Genomic DNA, 25,672 nt, shown 5'->3' on the forward strand with positions numbered 1-25,672 from the left:
TTTAAGGGCGTGGATGCCCGGGACAAGCCCGGGCATGACGGCTGTGGCTACCGCACCGTCCGGAAGAATTTCCTGACCTCGCCGACATACAGCTCCGGCTGCTCGAACGCGGCGAAATGCCCGCCCTTCTCCATCTCGCTCCAATGCGTGATGTTGTGGAAGTTCGGCTCCATCCAGCGCCGCACCGGCGTGATGATCTCCTTGGGGAAGACAGCCACGCCCGTCGGCACCTTGACGATCGGCGTGGTCCGGCGCTTGCCGAAGCTTTCCCAATAGAGCCGCGCAGACGAGGTCGCCGTCTCCGTCGCCCAGTAGAGCATGACGTTGTCGAGCAGCTCGTCCTTGGTGAAGATGTTTTCGGGATGACCGTTGCAATCGGTCCAGGCCCAGAATTTTTCCAGAATCCAGGCCGCCTGCCCGCTCGGCGAATCCGTCAGACCATAGCCGAGTGTCTGCGGCCGCGTCGATTGCTGCTTCGAATAGCCGGAGTCGAGGTCGACGTAATGCTTGAGGCCGGCGAGCGCGCGCTTCTCTTCCGGTGTCGGTTCGCCCTCGACTTTCGGCGCGGCGTTGAAGGCGAGCGTGATGTGGATGGCGGCGCAATGCTCGGCGTCCTGCATGCCAAGCGAGGTCGTCACCGCCGAGCCCCAGTCGCCGCCCTGCGCGCCATAACGCGCGTAGCCGAGCCGGTCCATCAGCCTGGCCCAGGTCGCGGCGATACGATTGACGCCCCAGCCGGTGGTGTTCGGCTTGCCCGAGAACCCAAAGCCCGGCAGCGACGGACAGACGACGTGGAAGGCATCGGCGGGGTTGCCGCCATGCGCGACAGGATCGACCAGCGGCGCGATTACCTTCTGGAATTCGACGATCGAGCCGGGCCAACCATGAGTGATGATCAGCGGCAGCGCCGTCGGCTCCTTCGAGGGCGCATGCAGGAAGTGGATGTCGAGCCCGTCGATCTCGGTGGTGAACTGCTCGAAGCGGTTGAGCTGGGCCTCACGCGCGCGCCAGTCGTAGCCGTCGGCCCAATAGGTGCAGATCTCCTGGATCCATGTCAGCGGCGCACCCTGGCTCCAGTCGTCGACCAGCTCCGCCTCCGGCCAGCGCGTGCGAGCGAGGCGCGACTTGAGGTCGGTGAGGATATCGTCGCTGATGGCGATGCGAAACGGCTTGATGGCGGTCATCGGTTGCCTCCCCATTTTTTCTTGTCATTCCGGGGCGTGCGGAGCACGAGCCCGGAATCCATCGATCAACAGAGTCGGCGGCGCGATGGATTCTCAGATGCGCAATTGCGCATCATAGCTCGGCGCTATGCGTCGCCCCGGAATGACGGCCTAGCCCGTCAGAGCAGCCTTCACCAAACCGGACGCCTTGCCGAAATCCATCTGGCCGGCATACTTCGTCTTCAACACGGCAATCACCTTGCCCATGTCCTTCATGCCGGCGGCGCCGGTCTCGGCGACCGCGTCAGAGATCGCCTTCTTCACGTCGTCGTCCGACATCTGCTTCGGCAGATACGCCGAGATCACCGCGATCTCGTCGCGCTCCTGCGCGGCGAGTTCGGCACGGCCGCCCTTCTCGTAGAGCTCGACCGACTCCTGGCGCTGCTTGATCATCTTCTGAAACACGCCGAGCAGGTCCGCGTCCGAGAGCGGCGGCTTGCCGCTGCCGCGCGCCTCGATGTCGGCGTTCTTGATGGTCGAGTTGACCATACGTAGCGTGGACAGCTTGCGCTCTTCCTTGGCCTTCATGGCCTCCTTGACCGCATTGTTGATGTCGTCGCGCAGCATGATCGTGCTCCCCTAGAATATCCGACGCCTGATCTAGGCCGTTCGCGGCCCTGAGACAACGGGGGTTTCCAGCCATTCGACCAGCGCGCGCACCGTCGCCGCAGGCTGCTCCGGTTGCGGCAGGTGTCCGCAATTCTCCAGAACGACGAGCCTTGCGCCGGCAATGCCCTCCGCCATCTCCTTCGAGAATGCGTTGGGAATCGTGTTGTCCGCATCTCCCGTCAGCACCAATGTCGGGCATTTGATCGTCGCAAGCGTCGGCCGTGAATCCACTCGCGCGATGATCGCGGTCTGCTGTCGCAGATAGCCTTCGACGCCGACGTCCTCGCCCTGCTCGTGCACGAGCTGGCGAATACCGGAATCGTCGCGGCGAGAGGGATGGACCAGTTCGGGAAACATCTCCTCGCGCGCGGCACGCAGCTCACCGCGCCGGGCCCGCTCCATCAGGCCGCGGCGGCGCGCGGTCGCCTCCGGCGTGTCGGGCCGCGCCTGGGTGTTGATCAGCGCCAGCTTCGTCACCCGCTCGGGCGCCTGGCGCATGATCTCGAGGGCGATGTAGCCGCCCATGGAATGGCCGGCGAGCGCGAAGCGCGGCGGCGCCTCGCTCAGCACCCGTCGGGCGATTGCCGCCATGCTGTCGTCGCGAACATGGTTGGCGACCATCACCGGGCCGAACCGCCAGAGCGCCGGGATCACCGGCGCATAGATCCGGGCCGAGGAAGCTAATCCCGGAACCAGCAGAATCGGCGTCGTCTGGTCCATTATTGCCTCCCAAGCCCCGGAATTTGCCGGAAATTATGCCGCGGAGCTTAGGGGCCCAAGGCGACCTGTCAAATATGCAAAAACGCATGTGAATCCACGCTTCTCCGCTTTGACGGCAGCGCCCGCGGGGACTATGAACCGGGCTTATGACACAATCCGAAAACGATACCGCCTGGCCGGACCACAAACCGACCGCGCTGTTGGTGCTTGCCGACGGCACGGTGCTCGAAGGCTTTGGCCTCGGCGCCGAAGGCCAAGCCGTCGGTGAGGTCTGCTTCAACACCGCGATGACCGGCTATGAGGAGATCCTCACCGATCCCTCCTATGCCGGTCAGCTCATCACCTTCACCTTCCCGCATATCGGCAATGTCGGTACCAACGACGACGACATCGAGACGGTGAACATGGCCGCGACGCCCGGCGCGCGCGGCGTGATCCTGCGCACCGCGATCACCGATCCCTCGAACTACCGCGCCACCAAGCATCTCGACCAGTGGCTGAAGGCCCGCGGCATCATCGGCCTCTCCGGCATCGACACCCGCGCGCTGACCGCACTGATCCGCAACAAGGGCATGCCCAACGCCGTGATCGCGCACGCCAAAGACGGCGAGTTCGACCTGCACGGCCTGAAGGAAGAAGCGCGCGAATGGCCGGGCCTCGAGGGCATGGACCTCGTGCCGATGGTCACCTCCGGCCAGCGCTTCACCTGGGACGAGACGCCCTGGCTCTGGGAGAAGGGCTTTGGCCGTCAGGACAAGCCTGAGTTCAACGTCGTCGCCATCGACTACGGCATCAAGCGCAACATTCTGCGCCTGCTCGCCGGCGTCGGCTGCAAGGTCACGGTGGTGCCGGCAACGACGTCATCCGAGGATATCCTGGCGATGAAGCCGGATGGCGTGTTCCTGTCGAACGGTCCCGGCGATCCGGCCGCGACCGGCAAATATGCCGTGCCCGTGATCCAGGACGTGATCAAGTCCGGCACGCCGACATTCGGAATTTGTCTCGGCCATCAGATGCTCGGCCTCGCCGTCGGCGCCAAGACGAAGAAGATGCACCAGGGCCATCACGGCGCCAATCATCCCGTCAAGGACGAGACCACCGGCAAGGTCGAGATCACTTCGATGAACCACGGCTTTGCCGTGGACGAGAGCACCCTGCCGACGGGCGCGACGCAGACCCACATCTCGCTGTTCGACGGCTCCAATTGCGGCATCCAGCTCGACGGCAAGCCGGTGTTCTCGGTGCAGTACCACCCCGAGGCCTCACCGGGTCCGCGCGACTCGCACTATCTGTTCCAGCGGTTTGCGGACCTGATGCGGCAGAACAAGAGCGCGTAAGGCGCGCGCTCTCCTGCAACTGCTATGACGACATCGAGCCCGGGTCTTCTCCCGGGCTTTTGTCGTTCCGGGGCGCAGCGCAGCGCGAACCCGGAATGACAGCGGAACGAGGAACGCCGCTCAATTCCTGTCGTTGATCCCTGCTACGCTCACGCAGGAGCCCTTATGTCCGTCGTCCGCGACAATGCCGAGCCGCTCGCCATCGTGTTTGAGGATGACGGGCTCGTGCCGAACAATATCCTCCCCTTCCTGGTCTACCAGGCCGCAGTGAAGCTTGATTCCAGACAGCCGGAAGAGACAATCGAACGCTTGTTCGAAGCGAACGGCTGGGGCAGCACGTGGCGCAATGGCGTCTTCGATTATCTGCATTATCATGCGACGGTGCACGAGGTGCTCGGCGTTGCGCGTGGCAGCGCCCGCGTTCGCTTCGGCGGCGACCACGGCCAGGAGCTGGAGATCAAGGCCGGCGACGTCGCGATCCTGCCCGCCGGCACAGGTCACCAACGCATTAAGGCGAGCGCGGATTTCTGTGTGATCGGCGCCTATCCGCCGGGCGCGAAGATGGAGGTCACCCGCGCAACGCCGGAGAACCACGCCAAGGCGCTGAAGACGATTCCAAAGGTCGCGCTGCCGCCGGCCGATCCGGTGACGGGCAAGAATGGCGCGCTGATGCGGTTGTGGCGGTAGCTACAAAGACGTTGCAGTAGGGTGGGTTAGCGAAGCGTAACCCACCTCTTCTGTTTCCGCGGAGGCAGAGGCGGTGGATTACGCCTGCGGCTAATCCACCCTACGACCTATCCTACGCCTCGTTCGCACCTTCCTGTCTCGTGGCTTCGAACAGGAACCAGGTGCGGCGCTCGGTCTCGTCGATGAAGTTTTCGAGGATGCTGGCGCTGGCGACGTCACCGGCGTCGTCGCAGACCTCGTGTGCCTTGCGCATTGCCGCGGCGACATGCTTGTTGTCCTGCATCAGCTCGCGCAGCATCTCGCGCGGCGGGACATAATCTTCGTTGTTGTCCTTGATGGTCTGGAGCTTGGCGATCTGCCCGATCGATTTCAGCGTGGTACCGCCGATCTTGCGGACGCGCTCGGCGAGTTGGTCGGTGGTGGCGAAAATCTGGTCGGACTGTTCGTCGAGCAGCAAATGATAGTCGCGGAAATGCCGGCCGCTGATATGCCAGTGGAAATTCTTGGTCTTCAGATACAGCGCGAACGCATCGGCCAGAAGCACGTTGAGCGCCTCCGAAACCTTGTTGACCGCCTGGGACGACAGATCGGTGGGTGTGTCGAGGTCGGGCGAGACCTTTTGTGGGGCTTTGCTCACGGGAAACCTTCCTGTTAGGACGCGGACATTGACGGCGCGCCGCCGCACCCCTAACGCAGGCGGGCAGCGCCGGTTCCTGCATCGGAACCGTTTGGCCGGGACCCTCGACGACCATGGACGATTGGATCGACTATTACGACTCGACGCACACGATCTATGTCAGCAAGCTGCATCGCGACTTGCACTTCCAGATTATCGCGCGGGACATTATCGGCTACATCTCTTCGCCCGAGGCGACCGTGCTCGACTATGCCTGCGGCGAGGCGCTGTCGGCGAGCGAGGTCGCTGCGGCCTGTGGAAAGCTGATCCTCGCCGAGCCCGCGCCCGGCGTGCGCGGCCGGTTGATCGCGCGCTTTGCCCCGAACACGAAAATCCGCGTCCGCTCGCTCGACGACGTCCACAACATGCAGGAGCAGTCGATCGATCTCGTCGTGATGAACTCGGTCGCGCAATACATGACGCCGGACGAGCTCGACACCGCGCTCCTCAATTTCCGGCGTATCCTAAAGCCCTCCGGCAAGCTCGTGCTCGGCGACATCCTCCAGCCCAATGTCGGCATGTTCAGGGACGTCACGGCGCTGCTCAGCTTCGGCCTGCGTCACGGCTTTTTGAAAGATGCGCTGATCGGGCTGATCAGCACCGCACTGTCGGATTACCGTCATCTGCGCACGCGCATCGGGCTGCAGCGCTACAGTGAGGAGGAGATCACCGCCAAGCTCAAGATAGCCGGCTTCGCGGTCCAGCGCGCTCACCGCAATATCGGCCACAATCGCTGGCGCATGACGTTCGTCGCGCGGCCGCCGTTGGTTCGGTAAGTTTCTTGGGTTCGGTGAGTTTCCTGGGTTCGTTAAGCATAACGTCTGCCTGAGGTGGCTTGTCGCACCCTGATCGGCAATGATCGCCGCGGCCCGGTGGCGGAAGTGTCTACGCGAGGGCGATGCATCGCTCTTTATCCTGGTTCAAATCCAGGCCGGGTCTCCACGCTTCGCCCCTGCGGGGGCTACGCGTGGCGCCGCCACGCGAAGCCCGAAGGGCGAAGGGCGAAGCGTGTCCGGCGTAGCTGGAGCGAAGCGCATGCGTAGACGGACTGGCCGACCAATCCTCACTCCGCCTCGACCACTTCACATTCAGGCAAGAGTCGCAGCCGGTCGGCATCCTTTGCCGCGGAGGCGATGACGGCATCGAGCAGGCCCGGAAAACGTGCGTCCAGATCCTCGCGGCGCAGCCGCACGAAGCGGTTGGTGCCGGCGACGCGGGTCTGCATCAGGCCGCATTCGCGCAGCTTGGCGAAGTGATAGGCGAGGTTTGATTTGCCCGCGAGCCCGTTGAAATCGCCGCAGCACAGCTCGCCGCTGACACGTTCCTGCTGCGCGAGCTGATACACAATCGTCAACCTGATCGGGTCGCTCAGGCAATCCAGAACCATCGGCAGTTCGATCTGCTCGCGGGTGGGGTGGGGAGGCGTGCGGCTCATGGTCTGAGGATCATAGTGAAATCGCCTCGATGTTCAATAGTTCTTGAACCAATTGACTCCTGACCCCGTCCCATCGATAGTTCAATAAACGTTGAACATCGGGATTTCTCGGATGAGCGTATTCTGGTTGGCCTTGGCGGCCTTTGCGATCGGCACGGAAGGCTTTGTCATTGCAGGGCTTTTGCCGTCGATCGCCACCGACCTGGCGATTTCAGTCCCCGCCGCCGGCCAGTTGGTCACGGCCTATGCTCTCACCTATGCGGTCGGCTCCCCGATCCTGGCGGTGACGCTGAACAATATCGACCGCCGCACCGTGCTGGCCCTGGCGCTATCGACCTTCATCGCCGGAAACCTCGCGGCGATGGTGGCGTCGAATTACGCCCTGCTGCTGGCCTCGCGCATGCTGATGGCGCTGGGCTCCGGGCTGTGCATGCCGACCGCGCTGGCCGTATCCGTGGCCGTCGCCGCGCCGGAGCGACGCGGCCGCGCGGTGGCACTCGTCACCTCGGGCCTCACGGTTGCGACCGTCATCGGCGTTCCCCTCGGCAATCTCGTCGGCAGCATGCTCGGCTGGCGCGCGACCTTTGCCATGGTCGCCCTGATCGGTGCCGTTGCGCTCGCCGGCCTCCTGCTCGGCCTGCCCCGCGGCCTGCCCCGCAACACGGCCTCGCTCAGCGATCGGCTGGCGGTGGCGCGTCACCGCAATGTCCTGACGGCGCTTCTGATCACGATCTTATGGGCGCTCGGCGGCTTCACAGTGTTCACCTATTTCGCGGTCCCGCTGCGCGGTCTTGGATTTGATGCGTCGCAGATCAGCCTCGCGCTGCTGGTGTTCGGCGGCGCCGCCGCGATCGGGAACATGCTCGGCGGCGTCCTGGCCGACCGGCTCGGCACGCTCGCCACAGCAGGTCTCGGGCTTGCCGGCATGGCCAGCGCGCTGATCCTGCATTCGCTGGTCCTGAAGCTGATGCCGGGACAGGCCCATTATGCGGTGCTGGGCGCGATCTTCCTCTGGGGCATCTCGGGATGGGCGTTCTACCCGGCCCAGGTCGCCAGCATCATCCGGATCGAGCCGCAGGCCTCGATGATCGCGCTCTCGCTCAACGCCTCGGCCATGTATCTCGGCTTTGCGATCGGCGGTGCCTTGGGCGGCGCCGTGCTTGCGGCGTGGAGCCCGGCCGATCTCGGCTGGGTCGGCGGATTGAGCGTTTCGGCGGCTCTTCTGGTCCATCTCGCCCGGGGCTGGCAGGCCCGGCCAAAACCGGTCAAAATTGCCGGTTGATGGGCGTTTTTCGGGGTTTCGCCGCCCCGAAAACTGGTCTAAGACCCACCCCGCGCGCGAGGGGGGACCACCGCGCTCTCGGCCAAAGGGACGCGCAGCAGGCGCGCCCTTTTTTTGTGCCCAAATTCCACTTCGGCGAGAGTTGATGCCCAAACGTACAGACATCACCACCATCCTGATCATCGGCGCCGGTCCCATCGTGATCGGCCAGGCCTGCGAGTTCGACTATTCGGGCACCCAGGCGGTGAAGACGCTGAAGGAAGAGGGCTATCGCATCGTCCTCGTCAATTCCAATCCGGCCACCATCATGACCGACCCGGAATTGGCCGATGCGACCTATATCGAGCCGATCACGCCCGAGATCGTCGCAAAAATCATCGAGAAGGAACGTCACGTCATTCCCGGCGGCTTCGCGCTGCTGCCGACCATGGGCGGACAAACCGCGCTGAACTGCGCGCTGTCGCTGCGCCAGCAAGGCACGCTCGAAAAGTATGACGTCGAGATGATCGGCGCCACCGCGGACGCGATCGACAAGGCCGAAGACCGTCAGCTGTTCCGCGAGGCCATGACCAAGATCGGGCTCGAGACACCGAAGTCGCGGCTCGCCAACGCCTCCGCCCTGAAGAAGTCCTTCCGCGACAAGTACCAGGCCGATCGCGCGAAGGCCTCGGGCGCGGCGCTCGCAGAGCTCGAGCGGCAGTGGACGCTCGGCGAGAGCGACCGCCGCAAGCGCTACCAGGAATATGCGCTCGGCCAGGCGCTGATGGCGTTGTCCGAGATCGGCCTGCCCGCGATCATCCGCCCCTCCTTCACCATGGGCGGCACCGGCGGCGGCATTGCCTATAACAAGGAAGAGTTCCTCGACATCATCGAGCGCGGCCTGGATGCGTCTCCTACCAACGAAGTGCTGATCGAAGAATCCGTGCTCGGCTGGAAAGAGTACGAGATGGAGGTGGTGCGCGACAAGAAAGACAATTGCATCATCGTCTGCTCGATCGAGAATCTCGATCCGATGGGCGTGCACACCGGCGATTCCATCACGGTGGCGCCGGCGCTGACGCTGACCGACAAGGAATACCAGATCATGCGCGACGCCTCGCTTGCGGTGCTGCGCGAGATCGGGGTCGAGACCGGCGGCTCCAACGTGCAGTTCGGCGTCAACCCGGAAGACGGCCGCATGGTCGTCATCGAGATGAATCCGCGCGTGTCGCGTTCCTCCGCCCTGGCTTCGAAAGCCACCGGCTTTCCGATCGCAAAGGTCGCCGCCAAGCTTGCGGTCGGCTACACGCTCGACGAAATCGCCAACGACATCACCGGCGGCGCCACGCCGGCCTCGTTCGAGCCGACGATCGACTACGTCGTCACCAAGGTGCCGCGTTTCGCCTTCGAGAAATTCCCCGGTGCCTCCACCACGCTGACCACGTCGATGAAGTCGGTCGGCGAAGTCATGGCGATCGGCCGCACCTTCCAGGAAAGCCTTCAGAAGGCCTTGCGCGGGCTCGAGACCGGACTCACCGGCCTCGACGAGATCGAGATCGAAGGTCTCGGTCGCGACGACGACAAGAATGCGATCCGCGCTGCGCTAGGCACGCCGACGCCGAACCGGCTACTCCAGGTCGCCCAGGCGATGCGGCTCGGCTGGTCGGACGAGGAGATCTTCAATTCCTGCAAGATCGATCCGTGGTTCCTCAGCGAGATGCGCGGCATCGTCGACATGGAAGCGAAGGTCCGCAAGAACGGCCTGCCGGGCAACGCCTTCGGCATGCGCACGCTCAAGGCCATGGGCTTCTCCGATGCCCGGCTCGCGGTGATCGCGGAGACGACGGAGGCCGAGGTCACGGCGAAGCGCCACGCGCTCGGCGTTCGCCCGGTCTACAAGCGCATCGACACCTGCGCGGCCGAGTTCGCCTCGCCCACCGCCTACATGTACTCGACCTATGAGGCGCCGTTCGCGGGCACGCCTGCGGACGAGAGCTCGCCGTCCGACAAGAAGAAGGTCATCATCCTCGGCGGCGGACCGAACCGCATCGGCCAGGGCATCGAATTCGACTATTGCTGCTGTCACGCCTGTTTCGCGCTGCACGACGCCGGCTACGAATCCATCATGGTCAACTGCAACCCGGAGACGGTGTCCACCGACTACGACACGGCCGACCGGCTCTATTTCGAGCCGCTCACCGCCGAGGACGTGCTGGAGATCATCGCGAAGGAACGCACGAACGGTACGCTGCACGGCGTGATCGTGCAGTTCGGCGGCCAGACCCCGCTCAAGCTCGCGCGCGCGCTGGAAGCCGCCGAAGTGCCGATCCTCGGCACCTCGCCCGACGCCATCGATCTTGCGGAAGACCGCGACCGATTCAAGCGGGTGCTCGACAAGCTGCGGCTGAAGCAGCCCAAGAACGGCATCGCCTATTCGGTCGAGCAAGCGCGCCTGGTCGCAACCGATCTCGGCCTGCCGCTGGTGGTGCGCCCGTCCTACGTGCTCGGCGGCCGCGCGATGCAAATCATCCGCGAGGAGAACCAGCTCAGCGATTACCTGCTCGGCACGCTGCCGGAGCTGGTGCCGGGAGACGTCAAGGCGCGCTACCCGAACGACAAGACCGGCCAGATCAACACCGTTCTCGGCAAGAACCCGCTGCTGTTCGACCGCTATCTGTCCGATGCGACCGAGATCGACGTCGACTGCCTCTGCGACGGCAAGGACACTTTCATCGTCGGCATCATGGAGCACATCGAGGAAGCCGGCATCCATTCCGGCGACAGCGCCTGCTCGCTGCCGCCGCACTCGCTGGACGACAAGATGATCGAGGAGCTGGAGCGGCAGACCCGCGAGCTGGCGCTCGGCCTCGACGTCGTCGGCCTGATGAACGTGCAATACGCCATCAAAGACGGCGAGATCTACGTGCTCGAAGTCAATCCGCGCGCCTCGCGCACGGTGCCCTTTGTCGCCAAGGTGGTCGGCACGCCGGTCGCGAAGATCGCGGCGCGCGTCATGGCCGGCGAGAAGCTTGCCGATTTCAAGCTGAAGAAGGCGAACTTCGATCATGTCGGCGTGAAGGAATCGGTATTTCCGTTTGCCCGCTTCCCCGGCGTCGATACCGTGCTCGGCCCCGAGATGCGCTCGACCGGCGAGGTCATGGGCATCGACCGCTCCTTCGCGGTGGCGTTCGCCAAGAGCCAGCTCGGCGGCGGCACACGGGTGCCGCGCAAGGGGACGGTGTTCGTCTCGGTCCGCGAAAGCGACAAGACGCGCATCACCGAGGCCGTCCGCGAGCTGCATTCGCTCGGCTTCAAGGTGCTGGCGACGTCGGGCACGGCCCGCTTCCTGACCGACCAGGGCATCCCGACCGAGAAGGTGAACAAGGTGCTGGAGGGCCGGCCGCACATCGTCGACGCCATCACCAATGGCGACGTCCAGCTCGTCTTCAACACCACCGAAGGGCCGCAGGCGCTCGCCGACAGCCGTTCTCTGCGGCGCGCGGCCCTCTTGCATAAAGTGCCGTATTACACCACTCTTTCCGGGGCCGTGGCGGCCGCGCAGGGCATCCGCGCCTATCTGGGCGGGGACCTTGAGGTTCGGACCCTGCAGAGCTACTTTTCGGAAACCTGATCGCGAGCGGGAGGCCCAACCTTCCGCTAAGTGATTGGCGATGAAGCCACTATGGCCGGAGGAACTGTCCGGCCATAAGGTTGTTCTGTTCCGGCGCCAAGCCCATATGAACGTTCGGCGGCACGCGCGTTGAGCCCCCGGACAGAACTGACGAATCAAGTTGCGTGCGCGCTGACATGTCAGGGCGCGCGCGACCGAAGGACGAGAGAAGAGATGGAAAAGGTACCGATGACAGCGGGCGGCTTTGCCGCGCTCGGGGAAGAACTGAAGAAGCGCCAGTCGGAGGACCGTCCGCGGATCATCGAGCATATCGCCGAGGCGCGCTCGCACGGAGACTTGTCGGAGAACGCGGAATACCACGCCGCGAAGGAAGAGCAGTCCCACAATGAAGGCCGCATCGCCGAGCTCGAGGACAAGCTCGCGCGCGCCGACATCATCGACATCTCGAAGCTGTCCGGTGACACCATCAAGTTCGGCGCCACCGTGACACTGGTCGACGAGGACACCGAGAAGAAGACGGTGTGGCAGATCGTCGGCGAGGTCGAGGCCGACGCCAAGAAGGGCCGCATCTCTATCACCTCGCCGCTCGCGCGCGCGCTGATCGGCAAGAAGAAGGGCTCAACCGTCGAGGTCAATGCACCCGGCGGCGCCAAGGCTTATGAGATCACCAAGGTGGAGTGGCGGTAGCGATTTGCCGTTGCGTGTGATTTGAAAAAGGCCGCGCACTGCGCGGCCTTTTTTGTTGCTGCGTGTTGCTGGCAGTGACGGAGGAGGCGCTACCTTCGTCCCCTCACGTCCAGCGGCACGGCCGCCTCGTATTTCGAATTGTGCAGCACCAGCGAGGTTCGCACGTTGCGGACGTGTGGAGCGGCAGTCAAATGGGTGACGAAATCCTGGAAGGTGGCCATGTCGGGCGCGACGCATTTCAGGATGAAATCGACCTCGCCGGACAACATCCAGCACTCGCGCACCAGCGGCTCGGCGCGGACGAACTCCTCGAAGGCGCGTAAATCCGCCTCGGCCTGGCTGGAGAGGTGCACTGCGGCAAATACCGTGACGTCGAAGCCGAGCTTGCGTGCGTCCAGAAGCCCGCGGTAGCCGTGGATATACCCCTCCTCCTCCAGCGCCCGGACTCGGCGCAGGCAGGGCGGGGGCGAAATGCCGACCCGCTTGGCCAGCTCGACATTCGTGATTCGACCGTCGGCCTGAATCTCGGTGAGAATTTTCAGGTCGATCTCGTCTAGGTTCCGCGACACGTGATTGGAACTCCTGGCCTTTGCGGCGGTATTGGTGGGTCTGTCGCAATCCTCATAGCCCAGACCGCGCACTCGGCGCAATTTTATTGCGCGTGCAGCGCAATCGACTTTTGTTCCCTGTTGGAAAAATCCGCCGACAGGGAATGCAATTCTTGCATAGCTCACCAGAAGGCTTAGATTACCTCTGATATTTCAGCGCCTCCGCGAGGCCTCCCGGCACGTTCCGCGCCCGCGCTGCAGTCCCCCGTGAAAGGCATCTGTCGAAATGTCCGCCGCTGTCCATGCAAAGGTCGTCATCATCGGCTCCGGCCCCGCCGGCTACACGGCGGCGATCTACGCCGCACGCGCGATGCTCGAGCCGATCCTGATCCAGGGCATCCAGGCGGGCGGCCAGCTGACCATCACCACCGACGTCGAGAACTATCCCGGTTTCGCCGACGTGATCCAGGGCCCCTGGCTGATGGAGCAGATGGAGAAGCAGGCGCTGCATGTGGGCACCCAGATCAAGACCGATCTGGTGACCAAGCTCGACACCTCGCAGCGCCCCTTTCGCCTGACCTGCGATAGCGGCGACGTCTATCTCGCCGACACCGTGATCCTCGCCACCGGCGCCCAGGCGCGCTGGCTCGGGCTGCCGTCCGAAGCGAAATTCCAGGGCGGCGGCGTGTCGGCCTGTGCCACCTGTGACGGCTTTTTCTATCGCAACAAGGAAGTCGTGGTGGTCGGCGGCGGCAATACCGCGGTCGAGGAAGCCCTGTACCTCACCAACCATGCCTCGCAGGTCACCATCGTGCATCGTCGCGATCACTTCCGCGCCGAACGCATCCTGCAGGAGCGTCTGTTCAAGCACCCGAAGATCAAAGTGGTCTGGGACTCAGCCGTCGACGAGATCTGCGGCACCGAGAACCCGAACAAGGTCACCCATGTTCGACTGAAGAACGTCAAGACCGGCGCCTTGACCGATGTGCCGACCGACGGCGTCTTCGTCGCCATCGGGCATGCCCCGGCGACCGAGCTCGTGGCCGGCCAGATCAAGCTGAAACCGTCGGGCTATGTCGAGGTCGCCCCGAACTCGACCGCCACCTCGGTCCCCGGCCTGTTCGCCGCCGGCGACGTCGCCGACGAGACCTATCGTCAAGCGGTCACGGCGGCCGGCCTCGGCTGCATGGCAGCGCTCGAGGCGGAACGATTTTTGGCCCTGCGCGCCAGCGAGCGCGCGGCAGCGGAATAGACATCATGGCAAGAACACGCGACGGATTTACGGATATGGACTGGGACAAGCTGAAGGTGTTTCACGCCGCGGCGGAAGCGGGCAGCTTCACGCACGCGGGCGAGCAGCTCGGCCTGTCGCAATCGGCGGTGTCACGCCAGGTCTCGGCACTGGAGCAGGAGCTTTCGGTCTCGCTGTTCCACCGCCACGCCCGCGGCCTGATCCTCACCGAACAGGGCGACCTCCTGTTCCGCACCGCCCATGACGTGTTCATGCAGCTGCAGGCGGCGCGCGCCAAACTGACCGACAGCCGCGAGCGGCCGAGCGGCGATCTCAAGATCACCACCACGCCCGGCGTCGGCATCAACTGGCTGATCCCCAGGCTCGGCGAATTCACCGCGCTCTATCCGGAAATCCGGATTTCGCTGATCGTCACAGACGAGGAGCTCGACCTGTCGATGCGCGAGGCCGATGTCGCGATCCGCACCCGCAAGCCGACGCAGCCGGATCTCATCCAGCGCAAGCTGTTCGCGATGGGCTTCCACGCCTATTGCTCGCCCGATTACATCAAGCGCTTCGGCACGCCGCGCACGCTGGAGGAGCTCGACTCCCACCGCATCATCACGCTCTCCGACGGCAACTTCGCGCCGCATCTTCAGAACCGCAACTGGCTGGTCGAAGCGGGGCGCAACGGCTCGGGTCCGCGCGAGGCCTATTTCAGGGTCAACAACATTCTCGGCCTCGTCCGCGCCTGTCAGCAGGGCCTCGGCATTGCCGCGCTGCCCGACTATCTGATCGAAGAACAGAGCCGCCTCGTGCAGCTGTTCGGCGAATCGGATTCGATCCAGCTCGATACGTATTTTGTTTATCCGGAAGAGCTGAAGACGGTCGCGCGCGTGCAAGTGTTCCGCGACTTCGTGGTGAGCAAGGCGCAGCGTTGGCCGTCCTGATTTCCGCATGTCTGACATGCGGCTTGGACGCTTGATGCATGGCGCGAAGCTAGCCCATAATCTTTTCACGCTGAGCCTTCGCGTTGCGCATTTGTCCCCCTCCTCCAGTGGCGCGGGAGTTCAGTAATCCCTCTTGGAAGGTGATTGTGTCGGCCTCACGTGGCCAATACCTTAAGCCGGGCTCGATCGAGCCCGGCTTTTTTTTGGCGGATTCGGCCTTCGCCCTCCACGTGTATTGACAGTTCCATGCTTACCCCGCATGATTTGCAAATGATCACGAAGTCGTGCGTAAGCTCGTCGCAGGCAATCGCCTCGAAAAAAGGCCCCCATCTGGGGACCTCGGATTTTTGCACGCGCTAACAGCCTTCGTCATCGCGAGCCGAAACTTCGAAAACCCCGCCGCCTGGACGGGGTTTTTTCATGTGCCCTCGTCTCAGGATTTTTCCCGAGAAGGAGATGGAACATGACCGGACTACAGGAACATTTGCACGGGCTCTGGCTGCCGCTGGTGACGCCATTTCGCGACGGCGCCCTCGACGAGAGGTCGCTGCGCCGGCTGACACGGCATTACAGCGGACAGGCTGTCGACGGCTTCATCCTGGGGGCGACCTCCGGTGAAGGCATGACGCTGCGCGACGCCGAGCTCGAACGCCTCGTCGCCATCGTGCGCGACGAGCTGACCACCGGCCACAGCAAGATTCCGATCTGCCTCGGACTGTCAGGCGCAGACACCTCGCGGCTGAAGGAGCGTCTCGACGCGACCGCGGACTGGCCGATCGACGGTTATCTGATCGCAAGCCCGTATTATGTGCGGCCGTCGCAGCGCGGGTTGCTGGCGCATTTCGAGGCGCTCGCCGATCACGCCGCCTGGCCGCTCGCGCTCTACAACATTCCCTATCGCACCTCGGTCAACATCACCAACCAGACGCTGCTGCGGCTTGCCGGGCATCCGAACATCATCGGCCTGAAGGATTGCGGCGCAAGCCGCGAGCAATCCATCGCGTTGCTGCGCGACCGTCCTGCGGACTTTCGCGTGCTGACCGGCGAGGATGCGAATTATTTCGACGCGCTCAGCGACGGCGCCGACGGCGGCATCGTGCTGTCAGCCCATCTCGAGACCGCGACATTTGCGGCTGTCCATGCCGAGCTGAAGCGCGGCAATCACGATGCGGCGCTGGCGCGCTGGCAGGAGGTCGCGGACCTGACGCGGCTGTTGTTCACCGAGCCCAGTCCCGCACCGGCAAAATACTGGCTGTGGCGCACGGGCCTGATCGACAGCCCCGAAGTGCGCCTGCCGATGATCGAGATCGGCAGCGAACTCGCCGTCCAGCTCGACCGCGAGATCGAACGGCGGACGCAAGTCGCGGCGTAGCTGATAGCCCCTCACCCCACCCTCTCCCCGTAAGAACGGGGAGAGGGAGTGAGAGAGCGGAGTGCTTGGTTAACCGCGCGCCAACGGCCTTCGCTGCTGCCGCATGGCGCATCCACGGCTCGTTTACGCAAACGCGCCTATCGTCTTCATTCAAAGTCTTTTCAAATGGGGGAACGATCATGGGGCAGCGCATCCGCCCGACGGCGGCAGACATGTTCGCGTCGGCTGATTTCTTGCGGGGAATTCTGGTGGTGTCGTCGTTTGGCTTCTGGGCGGTGATGCTCGGCCTGATGCCGGTGCTGGTGTTTCGAGTCTGGCTGGCGTGATGCAAGCGCGGGTCGGGATGGTTAACCCGTGGTAGCACCTGTGTTCGAAAGCGCGCGAAACTGCGACCCGGATTTTTAAATCATCCCGTGTAGCGTTCATGCCCATAAGCGAAGAAATCGCGGGGGCGTTTGTGAATAGTCATAACGAAATGGCGTCGCATTACGACGCTGGACAGCAGGGCTTCACCACCGAGGACATTCTCTGGGCCGCCGGCATCTGGTCAGTGATCCTCACTTTGTCGCCGGTGATCGTGTTCTACATGCTGATGGTGGCATAGCCTCCACAGCGATCTCCAGAAACGCAAAACGCGCGGATGTCCGCGCGTTTTTCGTCCGGGGAATGATTTATGAAAAATTACGCCGCCTGCTTGTGCATTGCGCCGGACGCCGACGCCGTGCCGCGAATAGCCTTTACCGAACGTTCGATCGCCGCCCACAGCCTTGCGATTTCCTGAGCCGCACGACTCTCGGCCTGATATTCCCGCGCGCCCTCGCCGTGGCTCAGCGCCATCAGCAGATCCGAACGGTTGGTGATCTGGCCGCCCCACACCGGAGCACGGAACTTCGCCAGTGCCTCGCGGGCAATGGTGACGATCGGGCTTTCGGACTCGTCGCGGCGCGCCGGCGCACCGTTGAGCACGACCGCGTAGGGCTTGCGCGCCGCGCGGCACATCTGGATGGTTTCCTGCACCGCGTTGACGTCGAACACGCCGGGACGGGCGGGGATCACCACCATGGTGGCATTGCGGATGGCGTCGTCGACGACGGCCGAGAGGTTCGGCGGCGTGTCGATCAACACCCATTCATAACCGTCGCGCTTGGCCGCGGAGACGATGCCGCTGACCGAGTTCACCGCGGACTTGATCGGCGGTTCGTTGGTGCCACGCAGCTTGTGCCACAGCGTGAGCGAGCCTTGCGGATCCGCATCGACGAGCAGGATCGGCTTGGTCGCCTTGATCTGCGCGGCGAGATGCGCGGCCAGCGTACTCTTGCCTGAGCCACCTTTACGCGATGCAAAAACAATAACGTTCATACCTCTGCCTCCAGATTGACCCCAGGCGGCGAAAATGAATCACCGCGGTGATTCGGGAAAGAAAAATTTATCATAAGTTATGCTGGCGCCATGAAATAACAAAGCGCGTTGGCTTTTGAGTCACACTGCTGCGTGCGCGGCGCTGCGGGACGAAGGGGAATGCAACTTCGCCGCGCAAACCGCTTCGCTAACCGTTTCCATCCCGCCTTGTCGCAAGCGTCCGCAATCGGAGGCGAACAAAACGAGTCCGGTGGCTGGTGTGGGGCTGATGCCTGGGTCAGTTTGACTCAAGGCGACAGCGAACGAGGAGCCGGACACGCAAATGCCCGGGACTTCAAACGCACTGCGCGCTTTGGCCCGGGCATGATCGAGTTTCAAAGAGGGAACGCGGTGTCCGCGTTCAGCCTTCGCTGGATTTCTTCTTCTTGGCCGGCTTGGTGCTCTTCTTCGCCGTCCGGGCCGAGCTCTTGGGCGCAATGCTGGTCGGCTTGCCGGCGCGGGGCGCGGCCGCCATGCCCGGCTCCGGCCCCGGCCGGAAGAACACCCGGCACTGCGGCGAGAGCTGCGACTTCTTCTGGATCATGCAGGCGGTGATGGCGTCGACGTTCGGAACGAACTCGCCGCACAGCCGCATCGCATCAGGGGTGCAGGCCTGCTGCTCCTCCTGGGAGTAGGCAAAGCCTTCACCCGGGTGGATCAGGACGGCCAGGGCGATCCCCGTGATCGCAGCAGCGAAAGATTTCTTAAAGCGGAACGCCGGCATCGATCCCCCCAAATGTCGAGTCGGAGGCGATAGTGGGTGAACGGGCGTTCGTTGGCAACCGAGGCGAGATGCGAAAGCCGCGACGTGTGCGGTCTCGGCAACAGGGCCCCTAAAACAAAAAACGCGAAAACAACCCCATGCACAGTAGCCAAGTCCATGTGGCGATTGAACTTTGCGGATCGCGATTTGCGGATTTTACGAAATTAGATTTGACTCGTCGGGCAAAACAGGAGCATGATGCCATCATCACAGAACGTGCGTGGGGTGGTCGGCTTGTCTCCTGCGCTGGACAAAAGCGTGAGCGGGAGCGGAGACGATTGCATGGAGCGAAGTGAGGCGGAGCTGCCGCTGTCCGGCGTGACGGTGGTCTCGCTCGAGCAGGCGATTGCGGCTCCTCTTGCCAGCCGGCATCTTGCGGACTGGGGCGCGCGCGTCATCAAGATCGAACGGCCGGGCGATGACGATTTCTGCCGCGACTACGATCACGTGATGAACGGGATGTCGAGCCAGTTCGTCTGGACCAACCGGTCGAAGGAGAGCCTCGCCATCGACATCAAAAGCCCCGAAGGCCAGGAGGTGCTCGACGCCCTGCTGCCGCAGGCCGACGTCTTCATCCAGAACCTGGCGCCCGGCGCGGCGGAGCGGCTCGGCCTCGATGCCGCATCGCTGCTGCGGAAATTTCCCCGCATCATCGCCTGCGACGTTTCGGGCTATGGCGCGGGCGGACCCTACAGCGACAAGAAGGCCTACGATCTCCTGGTGCAGTGCGAGGCCGGCGTCCTCGCCATCAACGGCACCGAGGCGGAGCCTGCCAAGGTCGGGCTTTCGGTGGTCGATATCGCCACCGGCATGTACATCCTCAACGGCGTGCTGATGGCGCTGTATCGCCGCGAGCGCACCGGCAAGGGCACCGCCTTCCAGGCCTCGCTGTTCGATTCCATTACGGACTGGATGAGCTATCCCGCCTTCTACACGGCAAGTACAGGCCGGCCGCTGCCGCGAACCGGGGCCAAGCACGCCACGATAGCGCCGTATGGCCCTTTCCGCGTCGGCGACGGCAACACGATCTTCTTCGGCATCCAGAACGACCGGGAATGGCGATCGCTGTGCGCCATCGTGCTTGGCGATGCCGCCTTTGCCGACCACCCCCGCTTCCGCACCAATCCGCTGCGCATGCAGAACAGGGACGATCTGCAGGTCCATATCGAGCAGCGTTTTGCCGCGATGACCAGTGACGAGGTGCTGCGGCTGCTCGACGAGGCCTCGATCGCCAATGCGCATCTGAATTCGGTCGAGGCGTTCCTGGAGCACGAGCAGCTCCGCGCCCGCTCCCGGGTGCAAACGGTGGGATCTCCGCGCGGCCCGGTGATGAGCTTCCTGCCGGCTCTCACCATTCCCGGCCTGTCGCCTCGGATGGATGCGGTGCCTGACGTCGGGCAGCACAACCAATCCATCCTCAGCGAGCTCGATCTCGCAAAGGAGACATGACGATGGCCCCTCAGCGGCCGACGCGGGTCTATCTGGCCGTTCCCGCGCATCGCTCCCGTCTCGTCGCCAAGGCTGCTGGCTCGGCCGCGGACGCGGTGTTCATGGATCTCGAAGACGCGGTGCCGCCGTCCGAGAAGAGCGCGGCGCTGGAGGAAGCTGCGGGGTCGTTATCTTCTCTGGATTGGGGCAGCAAGGTCGTCGCTGTCAGGCTCAACGCCGTCGACAGCCCCTTCATCGCGCAGGAGATCCGTAAGCTCGCTGCGCTGCCCCGGCTGGATTCGGTGATCGTGCCGAAGGCGGAGCGCGCGAGCGACATCGCCGCCATTGCCGATCAGCTGCGCGCGGCCGCGCCTGGTCGCCCCTCGCCTGTGGCCCTCGAACTGCTGATCGAGACCGCGCTGGGTCTCGTCAATGTCGACGCGCTCGCCGCCGCGCACGACAGCGTCGCCGCCCTTCATCTCGGTGTCGGCGATTTCGCGGCGTCGATCGGGGCCCGCTCCTCGGAAATCGGCGCGTCGCCGGACGGCTATCGCCACGTCGGCTCCGCCGAGAGCGGCTATGCCTACGCCCCGCTCGATCTGTTCGCCTATCCGATGATGCGCCTGCTGGTGGCCGCGCGCGCGTTCGGCCTGCGCGCCATCGACGGCCCTTGCGGCGCGTTCCGGGACGCCAGACTGACCGAAAGCAGCGCGCTCAAGGCGGCGGCGATGGGTTTTGACGGCAAGCAGGTGATCCATCCCGACCAGATCGAGCCCACGCTGCGGGCGTTCGTCCCCTCCGAAACCGAGCTCGCGCACGCGCGGCGGGTGGTCGAGGCCATGGAGCAGGCCGAGGCGCAGGGCCAGGGCGCGGTGACGCTCGACGGCAAGATGATCGACTATGCCAATGTGCGCATGGCGCGCCGGATCATCGAGATGGGGTCGTAGCCGCGCATGGCCACCGTGCTGATCGTCGCGCCGGTGTTTGCGCTGATCGCGGCCGGCTATGCCGCGGTGTTGTTTCGCTTCGTCTCCGAGACCGCGCATAAGGGCATCTCCGAATTCGCCTTCAGCATCGCCATTCCCGCCCTGCTGTTCCGCACCATCGTCGTCTCGGAATTCTCCGGCGTCAGCCCGTGGCGGATGTGGGGCGCCTATTACGGCGCGCTCGCGCTGACCTGGATCGCGGCGCTCATCCTCTCGGCGCTGCTGCGGAAGCGGCGCGAGGACCGCGAGGACGGCGTCGTGTTCGCGATCGGCTCGGTCTACGGCAACATCGTCATGCTCGGCATTCCGCTGACGCTCTCGGCGCTGGGCAATGAGGCCGCGGGCCCGATGGCGCTGATCCTGTCGGTGAACACGCCGCTGCTCTGGCTCTGCGGCACGCTGCAGATGGAGCTGGTCGACCGCAAGCAGACCGCCTCGGCCGCATCGCTGATCCTGCCGGTGCTGCGCGATCTCTCCCGCAACCCGATCATGCTCGCGATCGGCTTCGGCCTCGTCTGGCGCCTCACCGGCCTCGGCCTGCATCCGGTCGTCGACCGGACCGTCGAGCTCTCGGCGCAGGCGGGATCGCCCGCTGCCCTGATCGCGCTCGGCATCAATCTCTTTCGTTTCGAGGTCAAGGGCGAGAAGCTCGGCATCCTCGCCATGAGCGCGCTCAAACTGCTGGCGATGCCGGCGGCCGCCTTCGTGCTGGCAAAGCTGCTCGACCTGCCGCCGCTCGCGGCCGGCGTCGTCGTGCTGTTCGCGGCGATGCCGACCGGCGCGAATGCGTACATCTTCGCGGTTCAGTATCAGCGGCTGGTGAACCCGGTATCGGGCGCGGTGGCGCTGGGGACGCTGCTGGCGGCGGTGACGTTGCCGGTGGTGGTGTGGGTGGTGGCGGGGGTTAGGTAGCGTTGGCCGGCCATTGGCCGAACAGCCTGAGGTCATGGGGATAGCGCGCGACATGCGCCACGCGGATGCGCGCCGCGTCCTTGTGCCTGGGATTGATGAGGTAGTTTTGCGCGAATGGCACGATGACCGATGGCACCGACACCATCGCCGTGCGCACCTCAGTGAACCAGGTCCGCAACACGTCGCGGCTCACCCTGGGATCGTCAGCCCAATCCGGCGATATACTCTCGATGTCGGCCCGGCTCACCGTCTCGACGGCGAGGTCGTCCGGCACGTCGATGCCGAGCAGTTGGTAGCTCGTCGGCAGGTCCTCGAAATCGATTTCAAGATGCACCATCACTTCGAGCAGTGCCGACGCCGGATGATCCGCTGCGTAGACCGCGTGCCGGCCGCGATCATGCCAGCGGCCGTCGGCCTTGAGGCCGCCCACGCCAGACAGATCGTCGAAGTTGGAGATCCGCCAGATCCTCACGCCAAATCCTTACGCAAGGATGCCGTGATCGATCCGGTGCAGCATCTCTTCGACGACGCGCGCGCCCGCCTCCGTCGCGAGGTAAGCAAGTGGCGTTTCCCCGCGAAGCAACTTCTTGGGCTTGCGCAACCAGCGGTGCGCCTTCGCAGGCTCGCCGAACACGTTGGCGGCCAATCGGTCAACCCGCGCCAGCCGCACGGCTTTGTCGGTCTCCTCGACCGTCAGCGGCTCGCCCTCCGACAGCCGCCGCGCCAGTGTGCGCTTCGGCACGACAAGCGCGTGAATTTCGTCGTCGCTGTAATTGGCGAGGCGCTTGAGCGCGGCAGGTTCGATGCGAAACAGGCTGTTGGCGTCGATAACGACATTGAACAGCTCGGCCGACGGCTGCGATTCATCCGTCCCGCCCCTGCCCAGCCCGAGCGAAGGCGCGTCGGTGACGGTGGAGAGCCCCGTGACCGCATCGAAATGCCCCTGCACGACAATGGCGCCGGCTTGCGGTTGATAGGTGTGGTCCTGCTCGGAGGCGAACAAGCGTTCAATTGCCGCCCCCCCGCGCGATTTGTCGGGAGGAGATTTGTGCGTCGGCTTCGATGATGGCTTGCGGTCAGGTCGCTGGGTCAGGGCTGCCGCCGCGATCGTCTTGATCTGTTTGTTGGTCAGCGAGCCGGGGGCACGAAGCCCGCGGGAAGTTGAACCAACGCCTTTGCCAGTCCGCTCGTTCTTTGCCATTGGTCCGCCGTAATGCCAAACGCCTAAAAAATACAGCCAAGTGGCATTTAAGCGCATGGGCTGCCGGATTCAAGCGCGGCGGTGCTCTCGCGACCTCATGCCGGGAAGCTCAGACAATGCCTGAAAGGGCTATTGAACACGCTGGCCCTCACGCCAGGCCATCTCCCAGAAGTCTGCCTCGAGTCTGGTGGCTTCCTTGAAGATCGCAATCAGTTCTGCCTCTCGCGCCGGCGTGGCGTAGAGATCGGCGAGATGCTCCATATGCGCCCGCGCTTTGGCAGCGACCTCCTGGTACGGCGCGCCGGCGTACTCGGCGATCCAAACGCGATAGGCGTTCGTCGCGGCGTCCGCGAGGGGTCGCGAGGCGAGCCGCGTTGCGATCTCCGCGTACCCGATCACGCAGGGGGCAAGCGCCACCTTGAGTGCCAGCAGATCGCCGCGCATTCCCGCGTCGAGCACGTAGCGTGTATAGGCCAGCATCTCGGCCGCCGGAGGAGCATGTTCAAGATCGGTCGGCGATAGACCCCAATCGGCACAGAGCTTCACGTGGAGGTTCATCTCGACATCGAGGATGGCCGAAAGTCCGGCCGCTGCTTCACGCATGTCGGCGAGTTTTGGCGACTTGTAGACCGCGAGCGCGTAGGCGCGAGCAAACTCGATGAGGAACAAATAGTCCTGAACGAGGTAGTGACGAAACGCCGCTTCGGGGAGCGAGCCGTCTGCCAATCCGTTCGTGAAGGGATGCTCGGTGTAGGCCCGCCACTCAACGGATGCTTCTGTCTTGAGACGCTCGAAGAAACTCACGATGTCTGCCCGGCCTGCTGTCCATGAACGCCCTTAGTTTGCTACCGATAGCGCATTGCGAACCGGGGAGCTACGGTGACGGCGGACAAACTGGGTTTGAGCAGCGTTGCGGATGGGGCACTCCCCGCGTCGAGAGTTGTGTGCACTGTCGCCGTAATGCCGAACCCACCGTTCCGAGAGTTTGATCGCGCAAAGCTGCCATTTCGGCATCGGCCACGCTTCACCCGAAAAGAAGATTGCAGGAGCGGCCCCACTCGGCGAGCCTTCAGATGTCGACGAGGTACACGCCTTTGGCTCCAGTCGGATTGGGGCCGAGTGCAGGCCCGATCATCTCCTCGAACTGAGTCTTCAGCCGTTCGACGCGTGTCCGATCCTGCATGAACAGCCGGAAACGCAGCGGATCCGTATTGTACTCCGAAATCGGCTTGTAGCCACCGGGGACCGGCACGTCGCGACGCACCGACCACTGGCCGGTCCGGGCAATCGTGGCATCTTTCGAGGCCATCCAGCTTAGATAAAGCCGTGCTGCGGCTTTGTGCTGCGCCTCGCGAAAGATTGCCGCTGTCTGCGGCCAGCTGTGGAACACGTCGTGCCGAGGCAATGCGAAGCGTAGCGGGCTATTAGCTGCCGGCGCAAATGCTCCGGAGGCGGTGAAGGTCGCGGCTCGCTTACCCTCCTGCACCGCTAGGCGCGCCGGCACAGTACCACGGACCCACAATACGTCCTGCTGCAGCAGGCGATCTATGTACTCCCATCCATGGGCGTTGACGATACGATCGAACTGATAGAGCACAGCATCGTCATCGTGCGGATAAGTGAGACAGATGCGCCCCTTGAGCTTCGGATCGAGATAGTCGAGCGCATCGCGTGGCGCGTCCGCCTCCGGAACAAGCGCAATATTGAACGAGTTGCTGAAAGCGACGACGCTGATTGCGTGGAAAGCGGCGTCCGGGTCCTTATATTCGGGCGCGATGGCGTCCCAGTCGAGCGGCTTGTAGGCGAGGAGTTGATCTTGTGTCTTCCAACGCTCGAAATCCTGCAGCGTCTGCAGGTGCGCGACATCAGCCTCCAGGCGACCGCGCGCAAGTTGCAGGTCGATGCGCGCATCATGGAATTTGCTGAGATCTGTTATGATGCGGGCGTCCATGCCCGGAAAGCGCTTCTTGAAAGCCTGCTCCAGGCCCGCCGAGGCGTTCGGAATGTCACCCCCTGCGTACACCACAAGCTTTCCGCCTTCCGCGAGTGCCGCACGATGCAGCTCGTCCAGGCTGCGCGTCTCAACGTCCGGGGGCACTGACTGAGGTCTGGCGACCGATGCACGCGCGGCAGCAAGCACGAGCGGTGCTGCAAGAGAGATTGCCGCAAAGGCGCGACGGCTGAACTGTTGCATGACTCTTTGATCTCCGAATTTTGCTTCCCTCAGTTATTCCGCGCGCTTGCCTGATACAATCACGTGAAATTGTGACATACAGTAACGCGGCAGCGATACAATCGCTGATGGATCGTTTGACCGAACTGGAAGCCTTCATTCGAACCGTCGATCTGGGCAGTCAGGCGGCGGCAGCCGCGGCGCTTGGTCTGTCGCGAATGGCGGTCGGGCGACAAATCCAAGCTCTTGAGCGGAGATTGGTGCGGATTCCGACGAAGTCGCCCAGGCGTACCGATATGAGGTCGCCCGTGGATTCCGAGACGATGTCGCCCACCTTTCCGATTTGATTTCGCCCAGCGGCGAGGCGTTCTGGCCGGCTGGTTCTCTGGCATCGGTCAAGCCGCGTGGTCAATCTGGAATCGCGACTTCAACCTGTTTTTCTTC

Annotated in this window: 26 protein-coding genes and 1 pseudogene; 15 read left to right on the forward strand and 12 right to left on the reverse strand. The window is 63.8% G+C overall.

Going from position 1 to position 25,672, the window contains the following annotated elements; all coding sequences use genetic code 11:
• Positions 1-47: 47 nt before the first annotated feature.
• From ABIB80_RS32240 to ABIB80_RS32250, 3 genes and pseudogenes are all read right to left on the reverse strand, one after another.
• Positions 48-1,184: an epoxide hydrolase family protein gene (locus tag ABIB80_RS32240; RefSeq protein WP_007596661.1), complete on the reverse strand. Its 1,137-nt coding sequence runs from the start codon at positions 1,182-1,184 to the stop codon at positions 48-50.
• A gap of 150 nt (positions 1,185-1,334) precedes the next feature.
• Positions 1,335-1,790 carry a GatB/YqeY domain-containing protein gene (locus tag ABIB80_RS32245; protein ID WP_007596662.1) on the reverse strand — a complete coding sequence of 152 codons (456 nt, stop codon included), beginning with the start codon at positions 1,788-1,790 and terminating at the stop codon, positions 1,335-1,337.
• Between the two features lie 33 nt (positions 1,791-1,823).
• Positions 1,824-2,567, reverse strand: a pseudogene (locus tag ABIB80_RS32250) (alpha/beta fold hydrolase); the annotation flags it as partial.
• A 131-nt stretch (positions 2,568-2,698) separates the two neighbouring features.
• Here ABIB80_RS32250 and carA point away from each other — a divergent pair.
• Both carA and ABIB80_RS32260 read left to right on the forward strand, forming a co-directional pair.
• Complete coding sequence (gene carA / locus ABIB80_RS32255; RefSeq protein ID WP_007596664.1) at positions 2,699-3,889, forward strand: glutamine-hydrolyzing carbamoyl-phosphate synthase small subunit; 1,191 nt, start codon at positions 2,699-2,701, stop codon at positions 3,887-3,889.
• Positions 3,890-4,054: 165 nt separating this feature from the next.
• The gene (locus ABIB80_RS32260; protein WP_007596665.1) at positions 4,055-4,576 is read left to right on the forward strand and encodes a hypothetical protein; all 522 of its coding nucleotides are present in this window, start codon (positions 4,055-4,057) and stop codon (positions 4,574-4,576) included.
• A 112-nt stretch (positions 4,577-4,688) separates the two neighbouring features.
• On the opposite strand, the gene ABIB80_RS32265 is transcribed toward ABIB80_RS32260, so the two are convergent.
• On the reverse strand, positions 4,689-5,213 hold the full coding sequence (locus ABIB80_RS32265; protein WP_007596666.1) for a Dps family protein: 525 nt from the start codon (positions 5,211-5,213) through the stop codon (positions 4,689-4,691).
• Between the two features lie 113 nt (positions 5,214-5,326).
• Here ABIB80_RS32265 and ABIB80_RS32270 point away from each other — a divergent pair, with 113 nt between their 5' ends.
• Positions 5,327-6,028, forward strand: a complete 702-nt coding sequence (locus tag ABIB80_RS32270) for a class I SAM-dependent methyltransferase (RefSeq protein WP_007596668.1) — start codon at positions 5,327-5,329, stop codon at positions 6,026-6,028.
• A gap of 287 nt (positions 6,029-6,315) precedes the next feature.
• Here the strand turns inward: ABIB80_RS32270 and ABIB80_RS32275 are convergent, their stop codons facing one another.
• Positions 6,316-6,687 carry an ArsR/SmtB family transcription factor gene (locus ABIB80_RS32275; RefSeq protein WP_007596669.1) on the reverse strand — a complete coding sequence of 124 codons (372 nt, stop codon included), beginning with the start codon at positions 6,685-6,687 and terminating at the stop codon, positions 6,316-6,318.
• Positions 6,688-6,799: 112 nt separating this feature from the next.
• Between ABIB80_RS32275 and ABIB80_RS32280 the strand changes: the two genes are divergently transcribed.
• The 3 genes from ABIB80_RS32280 to greA all read left to right on the forward strand — a co-directional run bounded on the left by ABIB80_RS32280 (position 6,800) and on the right by greA (position 12,266).
• Positions 6,800-7,969: an MFS transporter gene (locus ABIB80_RS32280; protein WP_007596670.1), complete on the forward strand. Its 1,170-nt coding sequence runs from the start codon at positions 6,800-6,802 to the stop codon at positions 7,967-7,969.
• 145 nt (positions 7,970-8,114) lie between these two features.
• Positions 8,115-11,579, forward strand: a complete 3,465-nt coding sequence (gene carB / locus ABIB80_RS32285; protein WP_007596671.1) for a carbamoyl-phosphate synthase large subunit — start codon at positions 8,115-8,117, stop codon at positions 11,577-11,579.
• A 213-nt stretch (positions 11,580-11,792) separates the two neighbouring features.
• Positions 11,793-12,266 carry a transcription elongation factor GreA gene (greA, locus tag ABIB80_RS32290; protein ID WP_007596674.1) on the forward strand — a complete coding sequence of 158 codons (474 nt, stop codon included), beginning with the start codon at positions 11,793-11,795 and terminating at the stop codon, positions 12,264-12,266.
• 89 nt (positions 12,267-12,355) lie between these two features.
• Here the strand turns inward: greA and ABIB80_RS32295 are convergent, their stop codons facing one another.
• Positions 12,356-12,835 carry an Lrp/AsnC family transcriptional regulator gene (locus tag ABIB80_RS32295; RefSeq protein ID WP_007596676.1) on the reverse strand — a complete coding sequence of 160 codons (480 nt, stop codon included), beginning with the start codon at positions 12,833-12,835 and terminating at the stop codon, positions 12,356-12,358.
• 265 nt (positions 12,836-13,100) lie between these two features.
• On the opposite strand from ABIB80_RS32295, the gene trxB reads away from it, so the two are divergent.
• The 5 genes from trxB to ABIB80_RS32320 all read left to right on the forward strand — a co-directional run bounded on the left by trxB (position 13,101) and on the right by ABIB80_RS32320 (position 16,971).
• Positions 13,101-14,066 carry a thioredoxin-disulfide reductase gene (gene trxB / locus ABIB80_RS32300; protein WP_007596678.1) on the forward strand — a complete coding sequence of 322 codons (966 nt, stop codon included), beginning with the start codon at positions 13,101-13,103 and terminating at the stop codon, positions 14,064-14,066.
• 5 nt (positions 14,067-14,071) lie between these two features.
• Positions 14,072-14,995, forward strand: coding sequence for a LysR family transcriptional regulator (locus ABIB80_RS32305; RefSeq protein ID WP_007614700.1), 924 nt, complete (start codon positions 14,072-14,074; stop codon positions 14,993-14,995).
• Positions 14,996-15,458: 463 nt separating this feature from the next.
• A complete protein-coding gene (locus tag ABIB80_RS32310) occupies positions 15,459-16,367 on the forward strand; it encodes a 4-hydroxy-tetrahydrodipicolinate synthase family protein (RefSeq protein ID WP_007596682.1) in 909 nt (302 codons plus the stop codon).
• Positions 16,368-16,546: 179 nt separating this feature from the next.
• Positions 16,547-16,693, forward strand: a complete 147-nt coding sequence (locus ABIB80_RS32315; protein WP_007596683.1) for a hypothetical protein — start codon at positions 16,547-16,549, stop codon at positions 16,691-16,693.
• A 98-nt stretch (positions 16,694-16,791) separates the two neighbouring features.
• Complete coding sequence (locus tag ABIB80_RS32320; RefSeq protein WP_007596684.1) at positions 16,792-16,971, forward strand: hypothetical protein; 180 nt, start codon at positions 16,792-16,794, stop codon at positions 16,969-16,971.
• Positions 16,972-17,048: 77 nt separating this feature from the next.
• On the opposite strand, the gene ABIB80_RS32325 is transcribed toward ABIB80_RS32320, so the two are convergent.
• Together ABIB80_RS32325 and ABIB80_RS32330 are read right to left on the reverse strand one after the other, a co-directional pair.
• Complete coding sequence (locus ABIB80_RS32325) at positions 17,049-17,726, reverse strand: AAA family ATPase (protein ID WP_007596685.1); 678 nt, start codon at positions 17,724-17,726, stop codon at positions 17,049-17,051.
• Positions 17,727-18,126: 400 nt separating this feature from the next.
• Complete coding sequence (locus tag ABIB80_RS32330) at positions 18,127-18,489, reverse strand: hypothetical protein (RefSeq protein ID WP_007596686.1); 363 nt, start codon at positions 18,487-18,489, stop codon at positions 18,127-18,129.
• A 321-nt stretch (positions 18,490-18,810) separates the two neighbouring features.
• Here ABIB80_RS32330 and ABIB80_RS32335 point away from each other — a divergent pair, with 321 nt between their 5' ends.
• Genes ABIB80_RS32335 through ABIB80_RS32345 form a run of 3 tightly spaced genes read left to right on the forward strand, consistent with a single transcriptional unit; the run spans position 18,811 to position 21,854 of the window.
• On the forward strand, positions 18,811-19,977 hold the full coding sequence (locus tag ABIB80_RS32335) for a CaiB/BaiF CoA transferase family protein (protein ID WP_007596687.1): 1,167 nt from the start codon (positions 18,811-18,813) through the stop codon (positions 19,975-19,977).
• 2 nt (positions 19,978-19,979) lie between these two features.
• Positions 19,980-20,903, forward strand: coding sequence for an HpcH/HpaI aldolase/citrate lyase family protein (locus ABIB80_RS32340; protein WP_007596690.1), 924 nt, complete (start codon positions 19,980-19,982; stop codon positions 20,901-20,903).
• 6 nt (positions 20,904-20,909) lie between these two features.
• Entirely contained in the window at positions 20,910-21,854 is a 945-nt protein-coding gene (locus ABIB80_RS32345; protein ID WP_354128971.1) for an AEC family transporter, read from the forward strand.
• On the opposite strand, the gene ABIB80_RS32350 is transcribed toward ABIB80_RS32345, so the two are convergent.
• The 4 genes from ABIB80_RS32350 to ABIB80_RS32365 form a co-directional block, all read right to left on the reverse strand.
• Positions 21,847-22,326 carry an RES family NAD+ phosphorylase gene (locus ABIB80_RS32350; RefSeq protein WP_219683703.1) on the reverse strand — a complete coding sequence of 160 codons (480 nt, stop codon included), beginning with the start codon at positions 22,324-22,326 and terminating at the stop codon, positions 21,847-21,849. The two genes, ABIB80_RS32345 and ABIB80_RS32350, sit on opposite strands and share 8 nt — an antisense overlap.
• A gap of 9 nt (positions 22,327-22,335) precedes the next feature.
• Positions 22,336-23,055 carry an Xre family toxin-antitoxin system antitoxin gene (locus ABIB80_RS32355; protein WP_007596693.1) on the reverse strand — a complete coding sequence of 240 codons (720 nt, stop codon included), beginning with the start codon at positions 23,053-23,055 and terminating at the stop codon, positions 22,336-22,338.
• Positions 23,056-23,184: 129 nt separating this feature from the next.
• A complete protein-coding gene (gene tenA / locus ABIB80_RS32360; protein WP_007596695.1) occupies positions 23,185-23,859 on the reverse strand; it encodes a thiaminase II in 675 nt (224 codons plus the stop codon).
• 265 nt (positions 23,860-24,124) lie between these two features.
• Positions 24,125-25,249 carry an ABC transporter substrate-binding protein gene (locus ABIB80_RS32365; protein WP_354128972.1) on the reverse strand — a complete coding sequence of 375 codons (1,125 nt, stop codon included), beginning with the start codon at positions 25,247-25,249 and terminating at the stop codon, positions 24,125-24,127.
• Positions 25,250-25,356: 107 nt separating this feature from the next.
• On the opposite strand from ABIB80_RS32365, the gene ABIB80_RS32370 reads away from it, so the two are divergent.
• On the forward strand, positions 25,357-25,575 hold the full coding sequence (locus tag ABIB80_RS32370) for a helix-turn-helix domain-containing protein (protein WP_354128973.1): 219 nt from the start codon (positions 25,357-25,359) through the stop codon (positions 25,573-25,575).
• Positions 25,576-25,672: the final 97 nt, after the last annotated feature.

This window comes from Bradyrhizobium sp. i1.15.2 (assembly GCF_040548425.1).
GTDB classification, from domain to species: Bacteria; Pseudomonadota; Alphaproteobacteria; order Rhizobiales; family Xanthobacteraceae; genus Bradyrhizobium; species Bradyrhizobium canariense.

What these genes read in the sequence shown, in the direction of transcription:
- ABIB80_RS32240 (WP_007596661.1), bottom strand. Translation starts at nt 1,184, where the DNA reads ATGACCGCCATCAAGCCGTTTCGCATCGCCATCAGCGACGATATCCTC.
- ABIB80_RS32245 (WP_007596662.1), bottom strand. Translation starts at nt 1,790, where the DNA reads ATGCTGCGCGACGACATCAACAATGCGGTCAAGGAGGCCATGAAGGCC.
- carA (WP_007596664.1), top strand. Translation starts at nt 2,699, where the DNA reads ATGACACAATCCGAAAACGATACCGCCTGGCCGGACCACAAACCGACC.
- ABIB80_RS32260 (WP_007596665.1), top strand. Translation starts at nt 4,055, where the DNA reads ATGTCCGTCGTCCGCGACAATGCCGAGCCGCTCGCCATCGTGTTTGAG.
- ABIB80_RS32270 (WP_007596668.1), top strand. Translation starts at nt 5,327, where the DNA reads ATGGACGATTGGATCGACTATTACGACTCGACGCACACGATCTATGTC.
- ABIB80_RS32275 (WP_007596669.1), bottom strand. Translation starts at nt 6,687, where the DNA reads ATGAGCCGCACGCCTCCCCACCCCACCCGCGAGCAGATCGAACTGCCG.
- ABIB80_RS32280 (WP_007596670.1), top strand. Translation starts at nt 6,800, where the DNA reads ATGAGCGTATTCTGGTTGGCCTTGGCGGCCTTTGCGATCGGCACGGAA.
- carB (WP_007596671.1), top strand. Translation starts at nt 8,115, where the DNA reads ATGCCCAAACGTACAGACATCACCACCATCCTGATCATCGGCGCCGGT.
- greA (WP_007596674.1), top strand. Translation starts at nt 11,793, where the DNA reads ATGGAAAAGGTACCGATGACAGCGGGCGGCTTTGCCGCGCTCGGGGAA.
- trxB (WP_007596678.1), top strand. Translation starts at nt 13,101, where the DNA reads ATGTCCGCCGCTGTCCATGCAAAGGTCGTCATCATCGGCTCCGGCCCC.
- ABIB80_RS32305 (WP_007614700.1), top strand. Translation starts at nt 14,072, where the DNA reads ATGGCAAGAACACGCGACGGATTTACGGATATGGACTGGGACAAGCTG.
- ABIB80_RS32310 (WP_007596682.1), top strand. Translation starts at nt 15,459, where the DNA reads ATGACCGGACTACAGGAACATTTGCACGGGCTCTGGCTGCCGCTGGTG.
- ABIB80_RS32315 (WP_007596683.1), top strand. Translation starts at nt 16,547, where the DNA reads ATGGGGCAGCGCATCCGCCCGACGGCGGCAGACATGTTCGCGTCGGCT.
- ABIB80_RS32320 (WP_007596684.1), top strand. Translation starts at nt 16,792, where the DNA reads ATGCCCATAAGCGAAGAAATCGCGGGGGCGTTTGTGAATAGTCATAAC.
- ABIB80_RS32325 (WP_007596685.1), bottom strand. Translation starts at nt 17,726, where the DNA reads ATGAACGTTATTGTTTTTGCATCGCGTAAAGGTGGCTCAGGCAAGAGT.
- ABIB80_RS32330 (WP_007596686.1), bottom strand. Translation starts at nt 18,489, where the DNA reads ATGCCGGCGTTCCGCTTTAAGAAATCTTTCGCTGCTGCGATCACGGGG.
- ABIB80_RS32335 (WP_007596687.1), top strand. Translation starts at nt 18,811, where the DNA reads ATGGAGCGAAGTGAGGCGGAGCTGCCGCTGTCCGGCGTGACGGTGGTC.
- ABIB80_RS32340 (WP_007596690.1), top strand. Translation starts at nt 19,980, where the DNA reads ATGGCCCCTCAGCGGCCGACGCGGGTCTATCTGGCCGTTCCCGCGCAT.
- ABIB80_RS32345 (WP_354128971.1), top strand. Translation starts at nt 20,910, where the DNA reads ATGGCCACCGTGCTGATCGTCGCGCCGGTGTTTGCGCTGATCGCGGCC.
- ABIB80_RS32355 (WP_007596693.1), bottom strand. Translation starts at nt 23,055, where the DNA reads ATGGCAAAGAACGAGCGGACTGGCAAAGGCGTTGGTTCAACTTCCCGC.
- ABIB80_RS32365 (WP_354128972.1), bottom strand. Translation starts at nt 25,249, where the DNA reads ATGCAACAGTTCAGCCGTCGCGCCTTTGCGGCAATCTCTCTTGCAGCA.
- ABIB80_RS32370 (WP_354128973.1), top strand. Translation starts at nt 25,357, where the DNA reads ATGGATCGTTTGACCGAACTGGAAGCCTTCATTCGAACCGTCGATCTG.